Raw genomic sequence first — 16,312 nt, 5'->3', positions numbered from 1 at the left:
ATAAGATGATTCAACCTCCCGAAAACATCGGAACAGGCACATCGGGGTTGGGAGATATCTAGTTATATTACATTTTTCCTCTCCTCCGCATGGCAATGCGGGGTTAATTAGATTCATTCCCGCTGGGAATGTGAGGGGTTCAAAAGACCAAAATCCACTTAAGAAGCCATGTGTTAAATCATGATATTTTCAGAAAACACCTCAAAATCGGCATGAAGCGCCGTTCCCGAAAGGGAACAAATTTCATTAACCCCGCATGCAAATGCGGTGGAAATAAGGACCCAACAATACCTCTTTCCCAACTCCAGCGGAGTTGAATTTTGATATATTGAAATAAAATAGGATGTTTCAACCTCCCGAAAATATCGAGACAGGCACATCGGGGTTGGGAGATTGTCTCGTCCTGAAAAATAGTTGACACTTTTTCTTACAATTAGTAGAGTTCAACCCGCTTCGGGGTTGTTGTTTCGCTCATCTACTTTGATCCCCGGATAGCAATCCGGGGCTATTCAAAGTTTAACCCTGCCTGCAGCAGGCAGGCACTTCGTGGTTGATCTCATCCCTGCTTCTGTCTCGCTTCTCCACCGATATTACATTTTTCCTTTCCTCCGCATGGCAATGCGGGGTTAATAGATTCATTCCCGCTGGGAATGTGAGGGGTTCAAAAGACCAACACTAACCGGTTCTATTAAACATCAAGGCAAAAAAGCCCCAAAAAATACCAACAAGTTGGTATTTTTTGGGGCTTTCAAACATCGTAGCTTTGTAGGAAATAAAACTACTTTTGATGAATGCTAATTTTTATTTGATTGCTATAGGAATAAGTTTGATTGCTTCACTTGTATTTTGGGGAATAAAGAAGAAACCCCAAATAAAAAATCAATGGGTAATCTTAGCTATTCTTGCACTGGTTTTCGTAATGGAATCAGCTGGGGAATATACTGCTTCAAGGTTCATCAATAATTCCCTGCTCTATAACTTAGGTTGGGTTTACATTGAGTCTATTTTGCTGATTTTCTATTTTTATAGTTTAGAATCTAGCCCCATCATTAAAAGTAGGGTTCGATTGTTTACTGTTTTCATAGTTATTTTAGGATTAGCCAACACCCTTTTCTTTCAAGACATCTTTTATGAATTCCAGTATTTTACGTTTTTGCCATTTGCACTAATCATCATCGTACTAAGCATTCATTTTCTCAAAAAAATTCTTAGACTTGAAATCTATTCAGACAAAAACATCCTTTGTGTTCCGAATTTTTGGATAGCTTGCTCAATTGTATTCTTCTACGGAGAAGCCATTTTGCTCTTTAGTACTTTCCAGTTTTATCCAGCAACCATCATTGAAAATGTAAAAGTAGTCTTCACATTTAATAGACTCTTAGCAGGCATTATGTACCTGACTTTTGGTCTTTCATTTTTTCTTCCTTTATTTATCAACAGCAAAGCTCAGAATCTAGCTGAATAATCACCTAATTTAATAACCTATGAACAGAAAAGAACTAAAAAAATTCAGAGAATATTACCGTACGCATGGTAAAATCAACAAACCAGGAGAAGATCTTCGAGGTGAACAAATCAAAGAACAAACAGATTGGGTCTGGTTTGACAGAGAGACAATCGAAAATGCATTGAAAGATGCAGATAAAGACGGTAAAGTCGGCGGCCTAAAAATGTATTTTGGTCAATATGACGAAGAAACTATAGAAATGATTCCTGAAGATCGCCCAAAAAGAGAAGCATATATTGGGAGAATTTCACTAGTTTTGAAACCATGTAATTTGACTGAAGATGGTCTAATTGATGTAAAACTCAAAACCGACTCACCACTCTCCGAAAATGATGAGGATGAAGAGGATGAAGACGGTTGGAATGGAGGGAGGATTTGTCCACCAGATTGCTGAAAAACTATGGAGCATATAGATTGGTATGTTGTTTTTATATTGGTGGGGTTGCTCGTTAGCATACCTCACTTTTTTTTACTTAAACAATACAAAAAACAACACCTAATAACTTTTATAATTCTACTTTTGGCCACCGCCCTTGAATCTTACGGTTCATATACAGTATCAAGAAAAATAAACAATGTCCTATCATATAATTTGTTTTTTGTATATGTGGAAACCCTCCTGATACTAATCTTTCTTTCAAGTCTAATCAGTTCAGATAAAGTCAAAAGCGTCATCAAAGCTTATATAATAATCTTTATATCTTTTGGATTAATTTATACAATATTCATAGAAAATTTACTGACATTTCACAATTATTCATTCTCTTTAGGTAGTGCTTTTATTATTACCACTTGTATCTACTTTTTCATTTCAATATTAAATAAAGAAATGAATTCTAAATCTAAATTAGTTCTAAACCCAATTTTTTGGATAGTAACGTTGATATTATTATTCTACACGTCTACTTTTTTTTACTTTTCTTCACTAAAACTTTTGCTTGAAATTGAAAGGGATTTAGTTAAAATTTTATCGAGTCTGAATAGAGTTGTAGCAATATCAATGTACCTTGTAATGGGAGGTTCTTTTTATCTCTCATATTTTCATAAAAAAATAATTTAGTAAATTTCAGACTAAATAAAGATAAAACTATGGAAGTTAACACACCTGATATTTTCTTTGTGATCCTTTCCGGATTCTTTTTGATGGTTGTGATGGTGGGTTTTATCGTAACCTTGGTGTTAATTCATAGAAACAGACAAATACAAAACAAGCAAAAGCTGGAAAGCATCAAAGCTGACTTTGAAAAGACAATATTGAATGTGGAGAAAGAGATTCAAGAAGAGACCCTCCAACATGTAGGAAGGGAGCTCCATGACAATATTGGACAATTGCTTTCTCTTGCAAAACTCACCCTCAGCAGCCCTAATCCAGAAAAAGTCCACGAAGGCAAACAACTCATCAACCAAATCATCAAAGAAGTCCGAACGCTTTCCAAATCACTGAATTTGGACTGGGTTGAATCCATTGATTTAGCGAGCTTTATCCAAAAGGAACTTTCCAAGCTGGAGCAGCTGGAGTTTTGTAAGGTAGCGTTTACCGCTTCCGGCGAGTCTAACAACCTTGATAATTCCAAAAAACTAGTACTTATCAGAGTCATCCAAGAATGTCTCAACAATGCCATAAAGCATGCAAAACCAAGTTTGATATCCATAAATCTATCATCTAAATCAGACGTCACTGAAATATCAATATCAGACAACGGAATCGGATTCGATACCTCCACTCAAAAGAATGGATCTGGCCTGCACAACTTAAAATCAAGGATGAAAACTATAGAAGGAGAAATAAATATTATTTCTTCGGAAAGAAATGGAACACAAATCAAACTTTTATTGCCTAATTCGAATGCATAGGCTATCTTTTGGAATATTACCCAATCTGATTATTCGCAATGACACCAGAAAGTGAATTTTCACATGAAACCATCCGGATAATCGTCGACGGTTGCCTGTCGGGTATCGACGGCAGCTGAATTCAAATTTTGTACCTAATTAAATGTGGATACTTGTGTGAAAGCGGATATGCATATTACCCAAAAAATGATAAGAATAGCAATAGCAGACGACCATAAATTATTCGCAAAAGGAATTCAAAGCTTACTGGAAGAGGAAGAGGATTTTTTGGTTTGTGGAACATTTACCAATGGAGAAGAACTCATGAACTATTTGACATTCAATAAAGTAAATGTCGTCCTTACCGACATGAACATGCCAAATATGGATGGCTTAGCCGTTATTAGTGCCATGAAAAAAAAACATCCGAGAACACGCGTAATCGTGATATCAATGTATGATGATGAATCGATTTTTAAAAAATGTCAAAAATTAGGTGCCAGCGCCTACATTTTGAAAGATGCAGATCCAGATGAATTAATTTACACTATCAAAGAAGTATTGGATGGTAGTCATGTGATGAGTTTCCAGAAAGTTTTGCAACAAAACAAGGATGACTATGTCGATGATGCATTCAAGGTAAAATTCAAACTTTCAAAAAGGGAATTGCAGATTTTGATTATGATCAAAAACGGAAAGATTAATAGAGAAATTGCGGAAGAATTACACCTAAGCCAATTGACAGTAGAATCTCATCGCAAAAAAATCAATTCAAAACTTGGTGTCAGCTCTGCACTTGAACTAGTGAAGAAAGCTATGGAAATGAATTTTTGAATATTGAAATAGACCAAATGGATAAGATAAAAACTGCCTTGGTGGGCTATGGAGCCGTAGGTGAGAAAACACACGCTCCTTTGATCACAGTCTGCGAAGAGCTTGAACTAGTCGCTGTAGTCGAAAGAAATAAGGAAAAATCCAAAGAGAAATATCCAAAAATCAAAATATTCAGAAGCATTGAGGAACTGCTGGAAGCGGATGCTGCGGATTTGATTGTGATCGTCACACCAAATCATCTGCATTTCGAGCAGGCTAAATTATGTTTGGAAAAAGGCAAACATGTATTGGTAGACAAACCTGTGACGCTAACTTCCAAAGAAGCCGAGGAACTCAACACCCTTGCCAAATCCAAAGGGCTGGTACTTTCGGTTTTTCAAAACAGAAGATTGGACGGGGATTTCAAGACGGTTCAGCAACTTATCAAAGAGGGAATTCTTGGAAGGCTCGTACATTTTGAATCCCATTTTGACCGATTCAGACCTAGATTGGTAGACAATTGGCGGGAAAAAGATATTCCCGGAAATGGAATCACTTTTGATTTGGGCACCCATTTAATAGATCAAGCATATCTCTTATTTGGCAATCCCCAATGGGTCTATGCAGATATCCGATCCCAAAGAACAGACGCAGTCGCTGACGATTACTTTGATATCACATTAGGCTATGACTCCATCAAAGTCAAACTCACAGCATCTGTACTTTCCAACGCGCCTATGCCCAAGTTTTTACTTATGGGAGAATTGGGTTCATATATAAAGTATGGATTGGATGTCCAAGAGAAAGCACTCAAAGCTGGAGAATTGCCACAAGGTGATGATTGGGGAATAGAATCAGAAGAAGGATGGGGAACGGTGTATTTGGAAAATAAAACTTATAAATACGAAACACTGAGAGGAGATTACAGGAAATTTTATCCAAATATAGCCAAGGCGATCGCAGGAATTGAAGAATTAGATGTTAAAATGTCAGAAGCAATAGCTGTTCTGAAAATCATCGAATCAGCTTTTGAAAGCAATGAAGTAGGGAAAAGAATTTACCTTTGAGTGATGATTGATTTTGGCAGAGTCTTTGTAAAAAAGTCGTTTGTTAAAAAATGCTAAAACCAATTATTTAAAAACTATGAAAAAATTAATGTTATTTTCCATGCTGTTGTTTTTTGCAGCAATTTTAGAATCCCAAGCCCAAATCAGTGCAGGTGTTTATAGATTAAGTTCTGCTACATTTGCATCAATCGGTACTGATCCAGACAACAAAATCTTCGGTGAAGCAAGAGTCTCTACAGGAGGTAACGTAGGTATAGAGGGCACTTTCGGTTATAATTTTGTGCAAAAAGAAGATGTAAATTTCTACAGTGGTTTTCATCTTGGGACTGAAGGCAACAGAGATGGCATCTATTTGGGGATTCCACTGGGTGTGTTAGTTAAGCCATTTGCCAATTCAAGAAACTTTGGTTTTTTGCTTGAAGCCTCTCCTGTTTTCCCAACAGAATATGGAAATTACTTCAGGGCAGGTATTGGATTGAAATATACTTTTAGGTAAAAATCAGAAAAGACCATAGTTCGAAAAAACTATGGTCTTTTCTGATTTTTCTTTCTCTTAGAAAATAAAAATATGCATAAGTTTTTCTTTTCCGACAAGAAAAACTATTGACAAAATTGATTTTTTACATCTGAAGATTTACGTTCATTTTTGCTCCCAAAGCATTAAAAATCCGAACTACAGTCTCAAATGTCACATTGCCAGTGCTATTCTCTAGTCTTGATATTTGTGCTTTTTTCACTCCTACCAATTCTCCTAATTGTTCCTGAGTCAGTTTTCGTTTTTTGCGAGCGATTTTAATCATATCACCAATTATTTCAAGTTTTAATTCAAATTCATACTCATCCCTCTCTTGTGTTCCAATCTTACCGATCAACAAGTCTTCCGCTTCTTCTAATTTGTAGCTCTTCATTTCTTTTTGTTTTTTAGATATTCTATTCTGATCTTGGCTGCTTTCTCGATTTCTTTTTTATCTACCTTACTGGTTTTTTTGATAATTCCATGTGTCGCAAAAACAAAAGTTTCAATTTTATCTTCTTTATCCCAAAATGCCAAAAGCCGATATTGAATTCCTGAATATAAAGTCCTAAATTCCCAAATTTCGCTGGTTAGTTTTTTGAAAAATTTAGAGTCAGAGTGTTGTTCAGCTCGCCTAATATTCTGAAGTATTTTTTTCCTTGCTTTTATATCTTGCTTTTGGATAAACTCAAAAGCTTCTTCTAAGAGCTTTGTTTCAAATCGCTTTACCATTCATTTTCTTATCATACAAACAAACGAAACAAAGATAGTATTTGTTTCGTTAAATGTAAACTTTTCTGAAGAAACCTACAAACAATAAACTGTTGACCGTTGACATTTTTATAGCCATCTTTGCAGCATGAAAGGAAAAATCTATTTAATCCCATCTAGCCTAGCTGAGAATACTTCACAATCAGTCATGTCTCCGCAGATAAAAGAGGTAGTCAAAAACACCAAACATTATCTTGTAGAAGAACTGAGAACAGCAAGAAGATATATCAGCAGCCTTAAATTGGGCATTGTGATAGAGGATTTACATTTGGAAATACTGAATAAAAAAACGCGAACCCCACAACTTGCAGAACTGATGCAGCCAATCCTCAATGGTCAAGATATGGGGATTATTTCTGAGGCAGGTTGCCCAGGGATCGCTGACCCCGGAGCTATTGCTGTATCATGGGCACATGAGAAAGGTGTTCAGGTAGTACCACTTTCTGGGCCGAGCTCTATGTTTTTGGCATTGATGGGATCAGGATTCAATGGACAGTCTTTTGCTTTCCACGGCTATCTTCCAATTGACAAAAAAGATAGGATAGCTGCGATCAAAAACCTGGAAGCAGAATCTATCAAGAGTAACCGAACCCAAATTTTTATGGAGACACCATTTCGAAACAATCCACTTTTTGAGGATTTGAAAAATACACTTCATCCTAATACGAGACTTTGTATCGGTAAAAACCTGACTGGTGCTGATGAATTTATACAAACAAAGACAGTACAGAATTGGAAAAAGACCAAAATCGATCTTCACAAAATCCCTACTGTCTTTATTATTTATGCTGGATATTAGTCCTGCTTCTTGTGATTAATACTTGAGGATGCAAACCTGACCATTTTATATGGTTCAGAATGCATTTAATGATTTACTGATCATTAAACCTGTCAGGTATTGGTAATTGACCGTTTTTACACTTGACAAAGTAGCCTTAGGCAATAACGCCGTATAGCTCTTTCAATTTTCCAACGGTGTAATCTACTTCTTCCGCAGTATTGAATCTACTGAAGGAGAACCTTACGGCATCCCTTTGTGCACTTGCCCCCAAAGCCCTCAAGACGTGGGAGCCTACAGTAGCACCACTACTGCATGCTGAGCCACCTGAAGCAGATATGCCGTGAAGGTCAAGGTTGAATAAAAGCATGCCGCTATTTTCCTCAGAAGGAGGCAAACTCACATTCAAAACTGTGTATAGACTCCTATCCATATCGGCAGACAAACCATTGAAAGACACTCCTGCTATATTTTCCTGCAACTGCTCAATAAATCTGCTTTTTAACTTTTCTATATGCTTGCGATGGCTATCCATATCTTCATAAGCAAGCTCCAATGCTTTGGCAATCCCAACGATACCGATCACATTTTCCGTTCCACCTCGCATATTTCTCTCTTGGGCACCACCGTAAATAAAAGGTGTGATTTTCTTTGCCTTATTCACATACAAGAATCCAGCACCTTTTGGCCCATGAAACTTATGTCCTCCAGCGACAACAGCGTCAATGGGAAGATTCTTCAAATCATGTGGGTAGTGCCCCATTGTTTGAACTGTATCAGAATGAAAAAACGCATCATATTCCTTTGCGAGATTTCCAATAGCACTCAAATCATTGATGTTGCCAATTTCATTGTTTGCATGCATGATGGAGACCAAGCTCTTAGGATTCGCTTTCAAAAGTTCCTGAAGATGATCAAGGTTAATCGATCCAAACTCATCGACTTCCACTTTGCTCAGTTTTATATGACCCTTTTTTTCACATTCTTCCAAAGTATGAAGTACCGCATGATGCTCTATAGGAGAAGTAATGGCATGTTTAATTCCATGTGTATGAATGCCACAAACGATCGCAGTATTGTCAGCTTCTGTGCCACCAGAAGTGAAAAATATCTCAGAAGGAGAAGCATTCAGCAATTCAGCTACCTTTTTTCTTGATTTTTCGATCGCAGATCTTACTTCTCTTCCATGACTGTGCACAGAAGAAGGATTACCATAGTGCTCCTTCATATAAGGAATCATTGCATCAATGACACGGTCATCCATTGCAGTAGTTGCTGCATTGTCAAAATAAACTTTCATTCTTCTTCAATATTTGGGCTGTAATTATAAAACTCAACCACCTTGATCACTTTTGCATAATCAAGGTGATCTTTATATTCAAGAAGCTGTCACCACTTCTTTGATATCTTGCATGATTTTCTTTGCCAAATGCTCTGCTGTAGCTTGGCTTTCTGATTCAGAGTAAATTCTGATAATCGGTTCAGTATTTGATTTCCTCAAATGAACCCATTCTTTATCGAATTCTATCTTTACGCCATCGATGTCATTGATAGGTTGCTTGGAATACTTCTTTTTGATTGCTTCCAATACAGCATCAACATCAATCTCAGGGGTCAGTTCTATTTTATTTTTGGAAATATGATAACCCGGATAGGTCGCTCTTAGCCTTGATATGGATTTTCCAAATTTTGCCAAATGGGTCAAAAACAAACCAATACCAACCAAAGCATCTCGACCATAATGAGACTCAGGATAAATCACCCCTCCATTTCCTTCTCCACCGATCACTGCATTAGTCTCTTTCATTTTGTTCACCACATTCACCTCTCCTACAGCAGCGGCTTGATAGACACCACCTCGTTTCTCTGTCACGTCTCTCAATGCTCTTGTGGAGCTCAAGTTTGAAACTGTATTGCCTGGAGTTTGTGAAAGCACATAGTCTGCTACCGCTACCAAAGTATATTCTTCACCAAATGGAGAACCGTCTTCATTCATGAAACACAATCTATCTACATCTGGATCTACTACGATTCCAAGATCAAATTTCCCTTTCTTCAATTTCTCTGAAATATCCCTAAGGTTTTCAGGCAATGGCTCTGGATTGTGTGGAAAATGCCCGTCAGGAGTACAGAACATTTCTTCGATATGCTCTACTCCCAATGCACGTAACAATTTCGGCAATGCAATACCACCTGTAGAATTAACACAATCAATTACTACCTTGAAATTTCTTGCTTTGATAGCTTCAACGTCCACAAGGTTCAATCCTAGGACATGCTCTACATGTCTATCAATATAGTCATTGATGGTTGAGTAAGAACCAAGTTTTTTTACTTCGGCAAAATGATAATCATCTTGATCTGCTTTGACCAGAATATCTTTACCTTCTGCATCTGAGATAAACTCCCCCTTGTCATTCAATAGCTTAAGCGCATTCCATTGCATAGGATTGTGACTTGCTGTGAGGATTATCCCTCCTCCTGCTTTTTCCAATGGGACTGCAAGCTCCACCGTCGGAGTAGTACTCAATCCCAAATCAATCACGTCTATACCTAATCCTTGTAGTGTAGCTGAAACCAGTTTTGATACCATCTCACCAGAAATTCTAGCATCCCTACCGATTACAATTTTTGGATTATTGGTTTTTTGGACTACCCAAGAACCATATGCCGCTGCAAATTTTACTACATCTAGGGGGGTCAACCCCTCGCCAGGTTTGCCACCAATGGTGCCACGAATGCCTGAAATCGATTTAATTAAAGCCAATTGAAAATGTTTTAGGTGATAATGTGAAAAAACCCAGCAAACTGGATGGGTGAAATACTTACTATTTGAATTTTGCCAAGACTTTGTCAACTTCGTTATCTGGATTCCCGCAGCTACTGTCAGCATCTACTGTCTTACCACAATAACTACAGGTTCCACCATCTTTATTAAGGTAAGGGTTTTGAGAGGCACATGTACCTTTGAATTCCCCGTTTTTTAAGAAAATTAGCCTGACTGACATCATGATGAAAAACAGTGCCACAAATGCCAATGTCAAATATAGAGTTGCCATATAGAATTAATTTTTACAAATTTACGCAATACTTTCAAAACCCCCATACTTTCCAATTAGTTTCCCTCATATGTCTGAATTATCTAATAGAAAACAACAGCTTGAAGCTTTCGATCGCTTATTGACCATCATGGATGAACTGCGTGAGCAATGCCCTTGGGACAAAAAGCAAACTATTGAAAGTCTAAGACATCTGACCATAGAGGAAACTTTTGAGCTTTCTGATGCGATTCTTGAGAATGATATGGATGAAATCAAAAAAGAACTTGGTGACATTCTTCTACATATTGTTTTTTATGCAAAAATAGGCTCTGAAAAAAAATCCTTCGATATCAGCACAGTCATAGATAGTCTTTGTGAAAAACTGATCAGAAGGCATCCCCATATCTATAGTGATACGATTGCCGATGATGAAGAGGCTGTAAAACAGAATTGGGAAAAAATCAAATTGAAGGAGAAAGGCAATACCTCTGTTTTGGGAGGAGTGCCAAAATCCCTACCAGCGCTGATCAAAGCCATGCGGATTCAGGAAAAAGCTAGGGGAGTTGGATTCGATTGGGAAGAGAAGAATCAGGTTTGGGAAAAAGTGGAAGAAGAAATGCAGGAATTCAAAGCTGAGTTCAATGTATCTGATGAGCAGGAGATAGATCGGGAAAAAGCTACAGGAGAGTTTGGCGATTTACTGTTTTCATTGATCAATTATGCGAGATTCATTGAAATCAATCCTGAAGAGGCTTTGGAAAAAACCAATATCAAATTCATCAAACGTTTTCAATATTTGGAAAATGCAGCGAAAAATTCTGGTAAAAAGATTGAGGACATGACTTTGGCAGAGATGGATGTCTATTGGGAAGAAGCAAAAAGGAGGTGATTGATTAAATTCAACACGCTAGTCCTTATTTGATAAATCTTCAAGTATTTTGAACCAACCAAATTAAACCAATTCCCTTTTCAAATGTCTAAGGAGAATATTTTAAACCAATCATAAAACATGAAATTAATCACATCATTAGCCCTTTCTTTGGGACTATTTTCCAGCATTCTATTTTCCAACACAGAAATTGAAAAAGTTGCAGTCAACAAAACAGAAAGTACGGTCAGCTGGAAGGCCAGCAAAGTTACTGGGGAGCATTTTGGGAAAGTAAATATTTCTGATGCTAACCTAGATTATGAGAGCGGCAAAATCTTAGGAGGCTCTTTTGAAATCGACATGACAAGTATTACCGTAGAGGACATTAAGGATGCCAACTCAAACCAAAGATTGGTAAACCATTTGAAATCCGATGATTTCTTTTCGGTAGAAAAACACAATAAATCAACTTTTAAAATCACAGAAGCTACTTCCAGTAATGGTAAAGATTTTCAAATCACAGGTGATTTGGTCATCAAAGGAATCAGTAGCCCAGTTACATTTCCAGCGCAAGTAACAGAAGCAGGAAACAAAGTGACTGCTACAGGTAAGATAACTTTTGACAGAACAAAGTATGACATCAAATACAGATCCGGCAATTACTTTGAAAACCTTGCAGATAAAATGATCTATGACGAAGTGACTTTAGTTGTAAAGTTAGTAGGGATGAAGTAGGGGAATTGATATTGGAAAATAAAGCTCCTTTAATATTTAATGACCTTTTGACAGAGATTCAAATTATAAAAAAGCTGTCTGGAAAAGACGGCTTTTTTTGAATAAAAAACATTTTGTTTCAAAATCAAGTCCTAAAATTCTCAATCTTTTCAAACTAGTTTAAACCTTGAAAAAATCATTTAATATTTTTAAAAATCAAATATGTATTCAGATATAGGCAAAATAAATAATTGGATATCCCCATCTACTGATTTTACAAACTTTAAATTGCCCCGATTGTCAAAATCCACATAATCAATATCTTTAAATTGTTTCAGCGACAAAGAGTTGTCTGTTACTGTTAACAGATAATATGGATCTGCTAAACCCTCATACCTTTTTTTTAAATTCATATTAAGTATTAAAAATTTGGTTTCCTTTTCAAAGTAAAGAGATTTTATAAAACCGGAATCCCTAAGTCCATTTTGAAATCCCTTTGGAAATAATTCATTAAACAGTGTTTGATTAATACCTAAGGTATCTATTCTTTGAAAAAGATCTTTTTCTTCTAGTAAACCCGCCTCAATATCATATGTTGCTAAAAAATCTGCTTTAGAATCGCCTAGAAGCAATTTATTGTCAAATTGACTAAACACTAATTTATTGATAGGCACTGGAAAATTCACTTCAAATGAAGTTATAAAATCTCCGGAGGAGAATTCAAGCACATTAAAATTCCAATTCTGTTTACCATCACTTCTTTTGATTATCAGAATTTCATTTTTCGATATTTGGAAAAGGAAATAAAAATTCAAAAAATTACTTTCAAATAATTCGTTTAATTCATAATGTTTTTTTTCTTCGAAATTTTCATCAAACAATTTTAGCTGGTTCTTACCCAATAATAGAAATCCATATTGATCGTTTTGAACCCAGAAATCACTTAACATCCCTTGAGGATAATTAGCAGGTTTTTTTTGAATATCTAAATTAACCCTTGAAATTACCTCTCTAGTCATAATATTACCTAATGAATCAAACTGAAGAAATTCATTTTTATTAGTGATCAAATAGATATTTTTCCCATCAAATTCCCATTTCAAAATATTTGTGTTGGGTTGGTACAGAGTAGATTGTTTATCAATGGTCAACTTCAACCAAGTTTTCTTTTTTTCCAGGATAGGAATTAATATTTCACCGTCTTTATTTGAACAAGAAAAATTTGATATAATAAATATTACTAATACAACTTTTCTTATCATTTTAATCTTAAGGAATCGATTTTACCGGACTTATGAATATGATAAATTACAGGTAAACCTGCTTCAAGATTTAATTTTTTTGAAAAATGAAGCGAATCATGAAATGTGTTTTTCGTTTTTAAATTTAAAAATCCATTTGCCTTTTTCTTAAATTTCGAAACCACAATTACAGCTCCTCCACTTTCTTGGAAATTTTTCGCCTGTTCTTTATAATAAGAACTACAAGAACTACAATCATCCATACTTATTATCAAAAGGTTATCGTTTTGAATTTTAAATAAACTTTTGTATTCCATAAGTCTTCCTTTGAGACTATTGTCCTTTTTCGAACACTGAAAAAAGAGTAGAGAGATTACGATAAAATAATATATATATTTCATAAACTTAAGTCAAAAATATCAATTCTTAACGAGTCTTCATTGAGAGTTTGATCAAACTGATTATTTTTCATAAGTAAAAGTCCTTTCCTATTAACTGAAATATTAAAATGATTATAAACTTTTCCGGGAAAAAACACTTCTTTCAATAAATTAAAATCTTGGTCTAAAACTAATATAGAAAACTCTTGCTCATAACTGTTGGGAAAATATTGTTTCCCATCAACATCACTTAAGGGTAGGACTGCTATCCTATAATAAAGACTCTTCCAGGGATCATATATGATCGTTCTGTATCTTAGTCCTGATAAAGTGGTATTATCTGGTTGATCTGCTCTAGGAGTCCCCGGGTAAGGTTTTGAAATTTCTTTATCCAAAATACTCTTTGCGGATTTTTTAGACATTTTACCATTTTGTAAATCATATATGAGCAAATAATCTAATAATGGCCATGAGATTACAGTTTGCTTCTTTTCGTTAAAAGTTCTAGAATATGTAAGATCAAAGATAGACCAAATTTCATTTTGATAGAAAGTAGGATAAGTTATCAAAGAATCAAATTCAAGTTCCTTTTTTGTTAAATCATAGCTCAGAGATAGTGGATATTGGTCGTTTATATTTGAAGGATTATAAGTATCAAAAAGAGGATATCGCATAAAATAAAGTTTGTCATTTATTTTTATTGTCGGGTTACTTCCAGTTGAAGTATGATTAATTAGAGTTCTTGCCTCTGAATCAACATCCCTATGGCGTAATCTATCAATAAACTTCCCTTCATCATTGATTATAATTCCACCGTTAACTTTTCCTTTTATATACAAAAAAATTGAATCTGAATTGTGATAAGTAAATCCTTGTAAAATCCCATTAATTCCTTCAGGACCATCTATGGGCACACTTATTCTTTTCACTAATTCACATGACTCCAAAGAGTACTTATCTACAGAATTAGTTATTGGATTTAGGGATAAAAAGAAATTTTTACTAGAATCAGAGTACGTATAGATGAAAAAAAAATCTAAGGATGTAGAATCATCTAAACTTAAAGAAACTTGATTAGTTAAAAAATCATTAAAAATCAAATAATCATTTGGTTTATCAGTTTGACATGAAATTATAGAAAAAAGAAGAAAGAGTAATGGTAATAAATTTTTCATAAATATTTTTTAAAAAAGCTCTATCCAGATATTTATGGATAGAGCCGAAATTTATTTTAATTAATATGGAACTACACAGTCACCGCAACCTGAACAAGAAGTTTCATCAACACGTTTTGATAACGCATAAAGATTTCCATCTTCATCTTCATAAACTTCTTCTTCTTGTGTTATTGGATCTGTACATGCAGCATAAACAACAGGGGAAAACGATCCCAAAGTCATTAAGCAAACTGCAAAACAACTCATGAAAATTTTTAAAGATTTCATAATTTTTTGTTTTAATTAAAGTATAATTTTACATCACTCTAAAAATACGTGCACTATTAAAGCTGTTTACAAGAAAGAAAGAAAGAAAGAAACAAATTTTTAGTTCAAAAATTATTAAATTTTTTCTAGCTAGACTTATGCAATTAGGTCAATTATCATTTGGATAATATGGCCAAACACAATACAACTAAGCATCAACAGCAGCTCTAAATATAATACTTAAATTATTTTAAGTGCATCCTAATAAGAACATGGTCTTCAAAATAATCAGTTGTTGTTCTTGGCTAAAGCCTGAATTTGATCTTTATCCTCAAGCTAAAGCAGGAGGCAATCCACAAAAAAACCACAAACTTCTCAGCTTGTGGTTTTTTATATCTGTAAATCTAAAATCTTAGATCTTAATTCTAAAATTACTTCCCTCCCAGTGCATTTGCTCCAGCTACAATCTCAAGGATTTCGTTGGTAATAGCAGCTTGACGGGTTCTGTTATACATCAATCTCAATTCCTTCAACAACTCACCAGCATTTTCTGTTGCTTTGTCCATAGCTGTCATTCGAGCACCATGTTCAGATGCATTGCTTTCCAATACCGCTTTAAAGAATTGGATCTTCAATGAAGTAGGTACAAGCTCCTCTATAATATACTCTCTTGAAGGCTCAAGGATATAGTCTGTATCAGGACCCTTTGTGTCCAAACCTTCACTCTCGGAGATCATTGGCAAGAAATTTTCTGTAATTACTTCCTGTGTTGCCACATTCTTGAAGTGGTTGTATACCAGTACAACTTTGTCGTAATTTCCTTCTGCAAATTCAGCCATTGCAAATTCAGCCGCCAGCTTCACATTCTCAAAAGACACATCTGAAAACACCTGATAGTAGGTATCAATTACATTGTATCCTCTTTTCTTGAAAAATTCAAATGCTTTTTTTCCTAAAGGAAGGATTGTGATATTTTTATCAGCAAACTGATTATTGACTGCAAAGCTTGAAGCTTTTAAAACATTCGTATTGAAAGCGCCACAAAGTCCCTTGTCTGAAGTGATAGGAATTACAAGCACATTATTGATTTCGCGTTTTTCAGCAAAAACAATATCAGCTTGTCCGTCACTTGCAGCAGAAACATTATTCAGGATAACAGTCAGTTTTTGAGAATATGGACGCATCTGCGTGATTTTGTCCTGAGCTCTTCTCAATTTTGCCGCAGCCACCATTTTCATGGCTTTTGTAATCTGCTGCGTAGAGACTACCGAATTGATTCTTTCCTTTACTTCCTTTAAATTAGCCATATATTATTGTGATATGGAGAGGTATTTTTATAAAAACATACTTGAAAATCCCTT

At 35.3% G+C, this 16,312-nt stretch carries 19 protein-coding genes; 9 read left to right on the top strand and 10 right to left on the bottom strand.

Translation table 11 applies throughout. From position 1 onward, the window contains the following. Positions 1 to 787: 787 nt before the first annotated feature. The 6 genes from MM236_RS11090 to MM236_RS11065 all read left to right on the top strand — a co-directional run bounded on the left by MM236_RS11090 (position 788) and on the right by MM236_RS11065 (position 5,716). Positions 788 to 1,465 carry a hypothetical protein gene (locus MM236_RS11090; protein ID WP_241275052.1) on the top strand — a complete coding sequence of 226 codons (678 nt, stop codon included), beginning with the start codon at positions 788 to 790 and terminating at the stop codon, positions 1,463 to 1,465. Positions 1,466 to 1,484: 19 nt separating this feature from the next. Beyond that, positions 1,485 to 1,901: a hypothetical protein gene (locus MM236_RS11085; RefSeq protein ID WP_241275051.1), complete on the top strand. Its 417-nt coding sequence runs from the start codon at positions 1,485 to 1,487 to the stop codon at positions 1,899 to 1,901. 695 nt (positions 1,902 to 2,596) lie between these two features. Next, positions 2,597 to 3,361, top strand: a complete 765-nt coding sequence (locus tag MM236_RS11080) for a sensor histidine kinase (RefSeq protein ID WP_241275050.1) — start codon at positions 2,597 to 2,599, stop codon at positions 3,359 to 3,361. A 186-nt stretch (positions 3,362 to 3,547) separates the two neighbouring features. Further along, complete coding sequence (locus MM236_RS11075; protein ID WP_241275049.1) at positions 3,548 to 4,174, top strand: response regulator; 627 nt, start codon at positions 3,548 to 3,550, stop codon at positions 4,172 to 4,174. Positions 4,175 to 4,191: 17 nt separating this feature from the next. Beyond that, positions 4,192 to 5,220 carry an oxidoreductase gene (locus MM236_RS11070; protein WP_241275048.1) on the top strand — a complete coding sequence of 343 codons (1,029 nt, stop codon included), beginning with the start codon at positions 4,192 to 4,194 and terminating at the stop codon, positions 5,218 to 5,220. 76 nt (positions 5,221 to 5,296) lie between these two features. Then, on the top strand, positions 5,297 to 5,716 hold the full coding sequence (locus MM236_RS11065) for an outer membrane insertion C- signal (protein ID WP_241275047.1): 420 nt from the start codon (positions 5,297 to 5,299) through the stop codon (positions 5,714 to 5,716). Between the two features lie 124 nt (positions 5,717 to 5,840). Here the strand turns inward: MM236_RS11065 and MM236_RS11060 are convergent, their stop codons facing one another. Together MM236_RS11060 and MM236_RS11055 are read right to left on the bottom strand one after the other, a co-directional pair. Beyond that, positions 5,841 to 6,128, bottom strand: a complete 288-nt coding sequence (locus MM236_RS11060) for a helix-turn-helix domain-containing protein (protein WP_241275046.1) — start codon at positions 6,126 to 6,128, stop codon at positions 5,841 to 5,843. Continuing rightward, a complete protein-coding gene (locus MM236_RS11055; RefSeq protein WP_241275045.1) occupies positions 6,125 to 6,466 on the bottom strand; it encodes a type II toxin-antitoxin system RelE/ParE family toxin in 342 nt (113 codons plus the stop codon). The genes MM236_RS11060 and MM236_RS11055 overlap by 4 nt, the downstream gene beginning before the upstream one ends. A 127-nt stretch (positions 6,467 to 6,593) precedes the next feature. Here MM236_RS11055 and MM236_RS11050 point away from each other — a divergent pair, with 127 nt between their 5' ends. Continuing rightward, complete coding sequence (locus MM236_RS11050) at positions 6,594 to 7,304, top strand: SAM-dependent methyltransferase (RefSeq protein WP_241275044.1); 711 nt, start codon at positions 6,594 to 6,596, stop codon at positions 7,302 to 7,304. A 136-nt stretch (positions 7,305 to 7,440) separates the two neighbouring features. Here the strand turns inward: MM236_RS11050 and MM236_RS11045 are convergent, their stop codons facing one another. From MM236_RS11045 to MM236_RS11035, 3 genes are all read right to left on the bottom strand, one after another. After that, the gene (locus tag MM236_RS11045; protein ID WP_241275043.1) at positions 7,441 to 8,583 is read right to left on the bottom strand and encodes a cysteine desulfurase family protein; all 1,143 of its coding nucleotides are present in this window, start codon (positions 8,581 to 8,583) and stop codon (positions 7,441 to 7,443) included. Between the two features lie 78 nt (positions 8,584 to 8,661). Next, a complete protein-coding gene (gene glmM, locus MM236_RS11040; RefSeq protein ID WP_241275042.1) occupies positions 8,662 to 10,050 on the bottom strand; it encodes a phosphoglucosamine mutase in 1,389 nt (462 codons plus the stop codon). 61 nt (positions 10,051 to 10,111) lie between these two features. Further along, on the bottom strand, positions 10,112 to 10,342 hold the full coding sequence (locus MM236_RS11035) for a hypothetical protein (RefSeq protein ID WP_241275041.1): 231 nt from the start codon (positions 10,340 to 10,342) through the stop codon (positions 10,112 to 10,114). Positions 10,343 to 10,412: 70 nt separating this feature from the next. On the opposite strand from MM236_RS11035, the gene mazG reads away from it, so the two are divergent. Continuing rightward, positions 10,413 to 11,213, top strand: a complete 801-nt coding sequence (mazG, locus tag MM236_RS11030) for a nucleoside triphosphate pyrophosphohydrolase (RefSeq protein WP_241275040.1) — start codon at positions 10,413 to 10,415, stop codon at positions 11,211 to 11,213. 120 nt (positions 11,214 to 11,333) lie between these two features. After that, the gene (locus tag MM236_RS11025) at positions 11,334 to 11,927 is read left to right on the top strand and encodes a YceI family protein (RefSeq protein WP_241275039.1); all 594 of its coding nucleotides are present in this window, start codon (positions 11,334 to 11,336) and stop codon (positions 11,925 to 11,927) included. 188 nt (positions 11,928 to 12,115) lie between these two features. Here MM236_RS11025 and MM236_RS11020 read toward each other — a convergent pair whose 3' ends face one another. From MM236_RS11020 to atpG, 5 genes are all read right to left on the bottom strand, one after another. Then, the gene (locus MM236_RS11020; RefSeq protein WP_241275038.1) at positions 12,116 to 13,168 is read right to left on the bottom strand and encodes a hypothetical protein; all 1,053 of its coding nucleotides are present in this window, start codon (positions 13,166 to 13,168) and stop codon (positions 12,116 to 12,118) included. Then, positions 13,165 to 13,464 (bottom strand): hypothetical protein, encoded by a 300-nt coding sequence (locus tag MM236_RS11015; RefSeq protein WP_241275037.1) that lies wholly within the window; start codon positions 13,462 to 13,464, stop codon positions 13,165 to 13,167. The genes MM236_RS11020 and MM236_RS11015 overlap by 4 nt, the downstream gene beginning before the upstream one ends. A gap of 80 nt (positions 13,465 to 13,544) precedes the next feature. Continuing rightward, positions 13,545 to 14,702, bottom strand: a complete 1,158-nt coding sequence (locus MM236_RS11010; RefSeq protein ID WP_241275036.1) for a DUF4221 family protein — start codon at positions 14,700 to 14,702, stop codon at positions 13,545 to 13,547. Positions 14,703 to 14,762: 60 nt separating this feature from the next. After that, positions 14,763 to 14,972 (bottom strand): hypothetical protein, encoded by a 210-nt coding sequence (locus MM236_RS11005; RefSeq protein ID WP_241275035.1) that lies wholly within the window; start codon positions 14,970 to 14,972, stop codon positions 14,763 to 14,765. 410 nt (positions 14,973 to 15,382) lie between these two features. Further along, on the bottom strand, positions 15,383 to 16,258 hold the full coding sequence (gene atpG / locus MM236_RS11000; protein WP_241275034.1) for an ATP synthase F1 subunit gamma: 876 nt from the start codon (positions 16,256 to 16,258) through the stop codon (positions 15,383 to 15,385). Positions 16,259 to 16,312 lie beyond the last annotated feature (54 nt).

Source organism: Belliella calami, from assembly GCF_022549695.1.
Lineage (GTDB): Bacteria > Bacteroidota > Bacteroidia > Cytophagales > Cyclobacteriaceae > Belliella > Belliella calami.
Note: the sequence above shows the minus strand (reverse complement) of the source record. Positions and strands in the feature narration are given on the sequence as shown.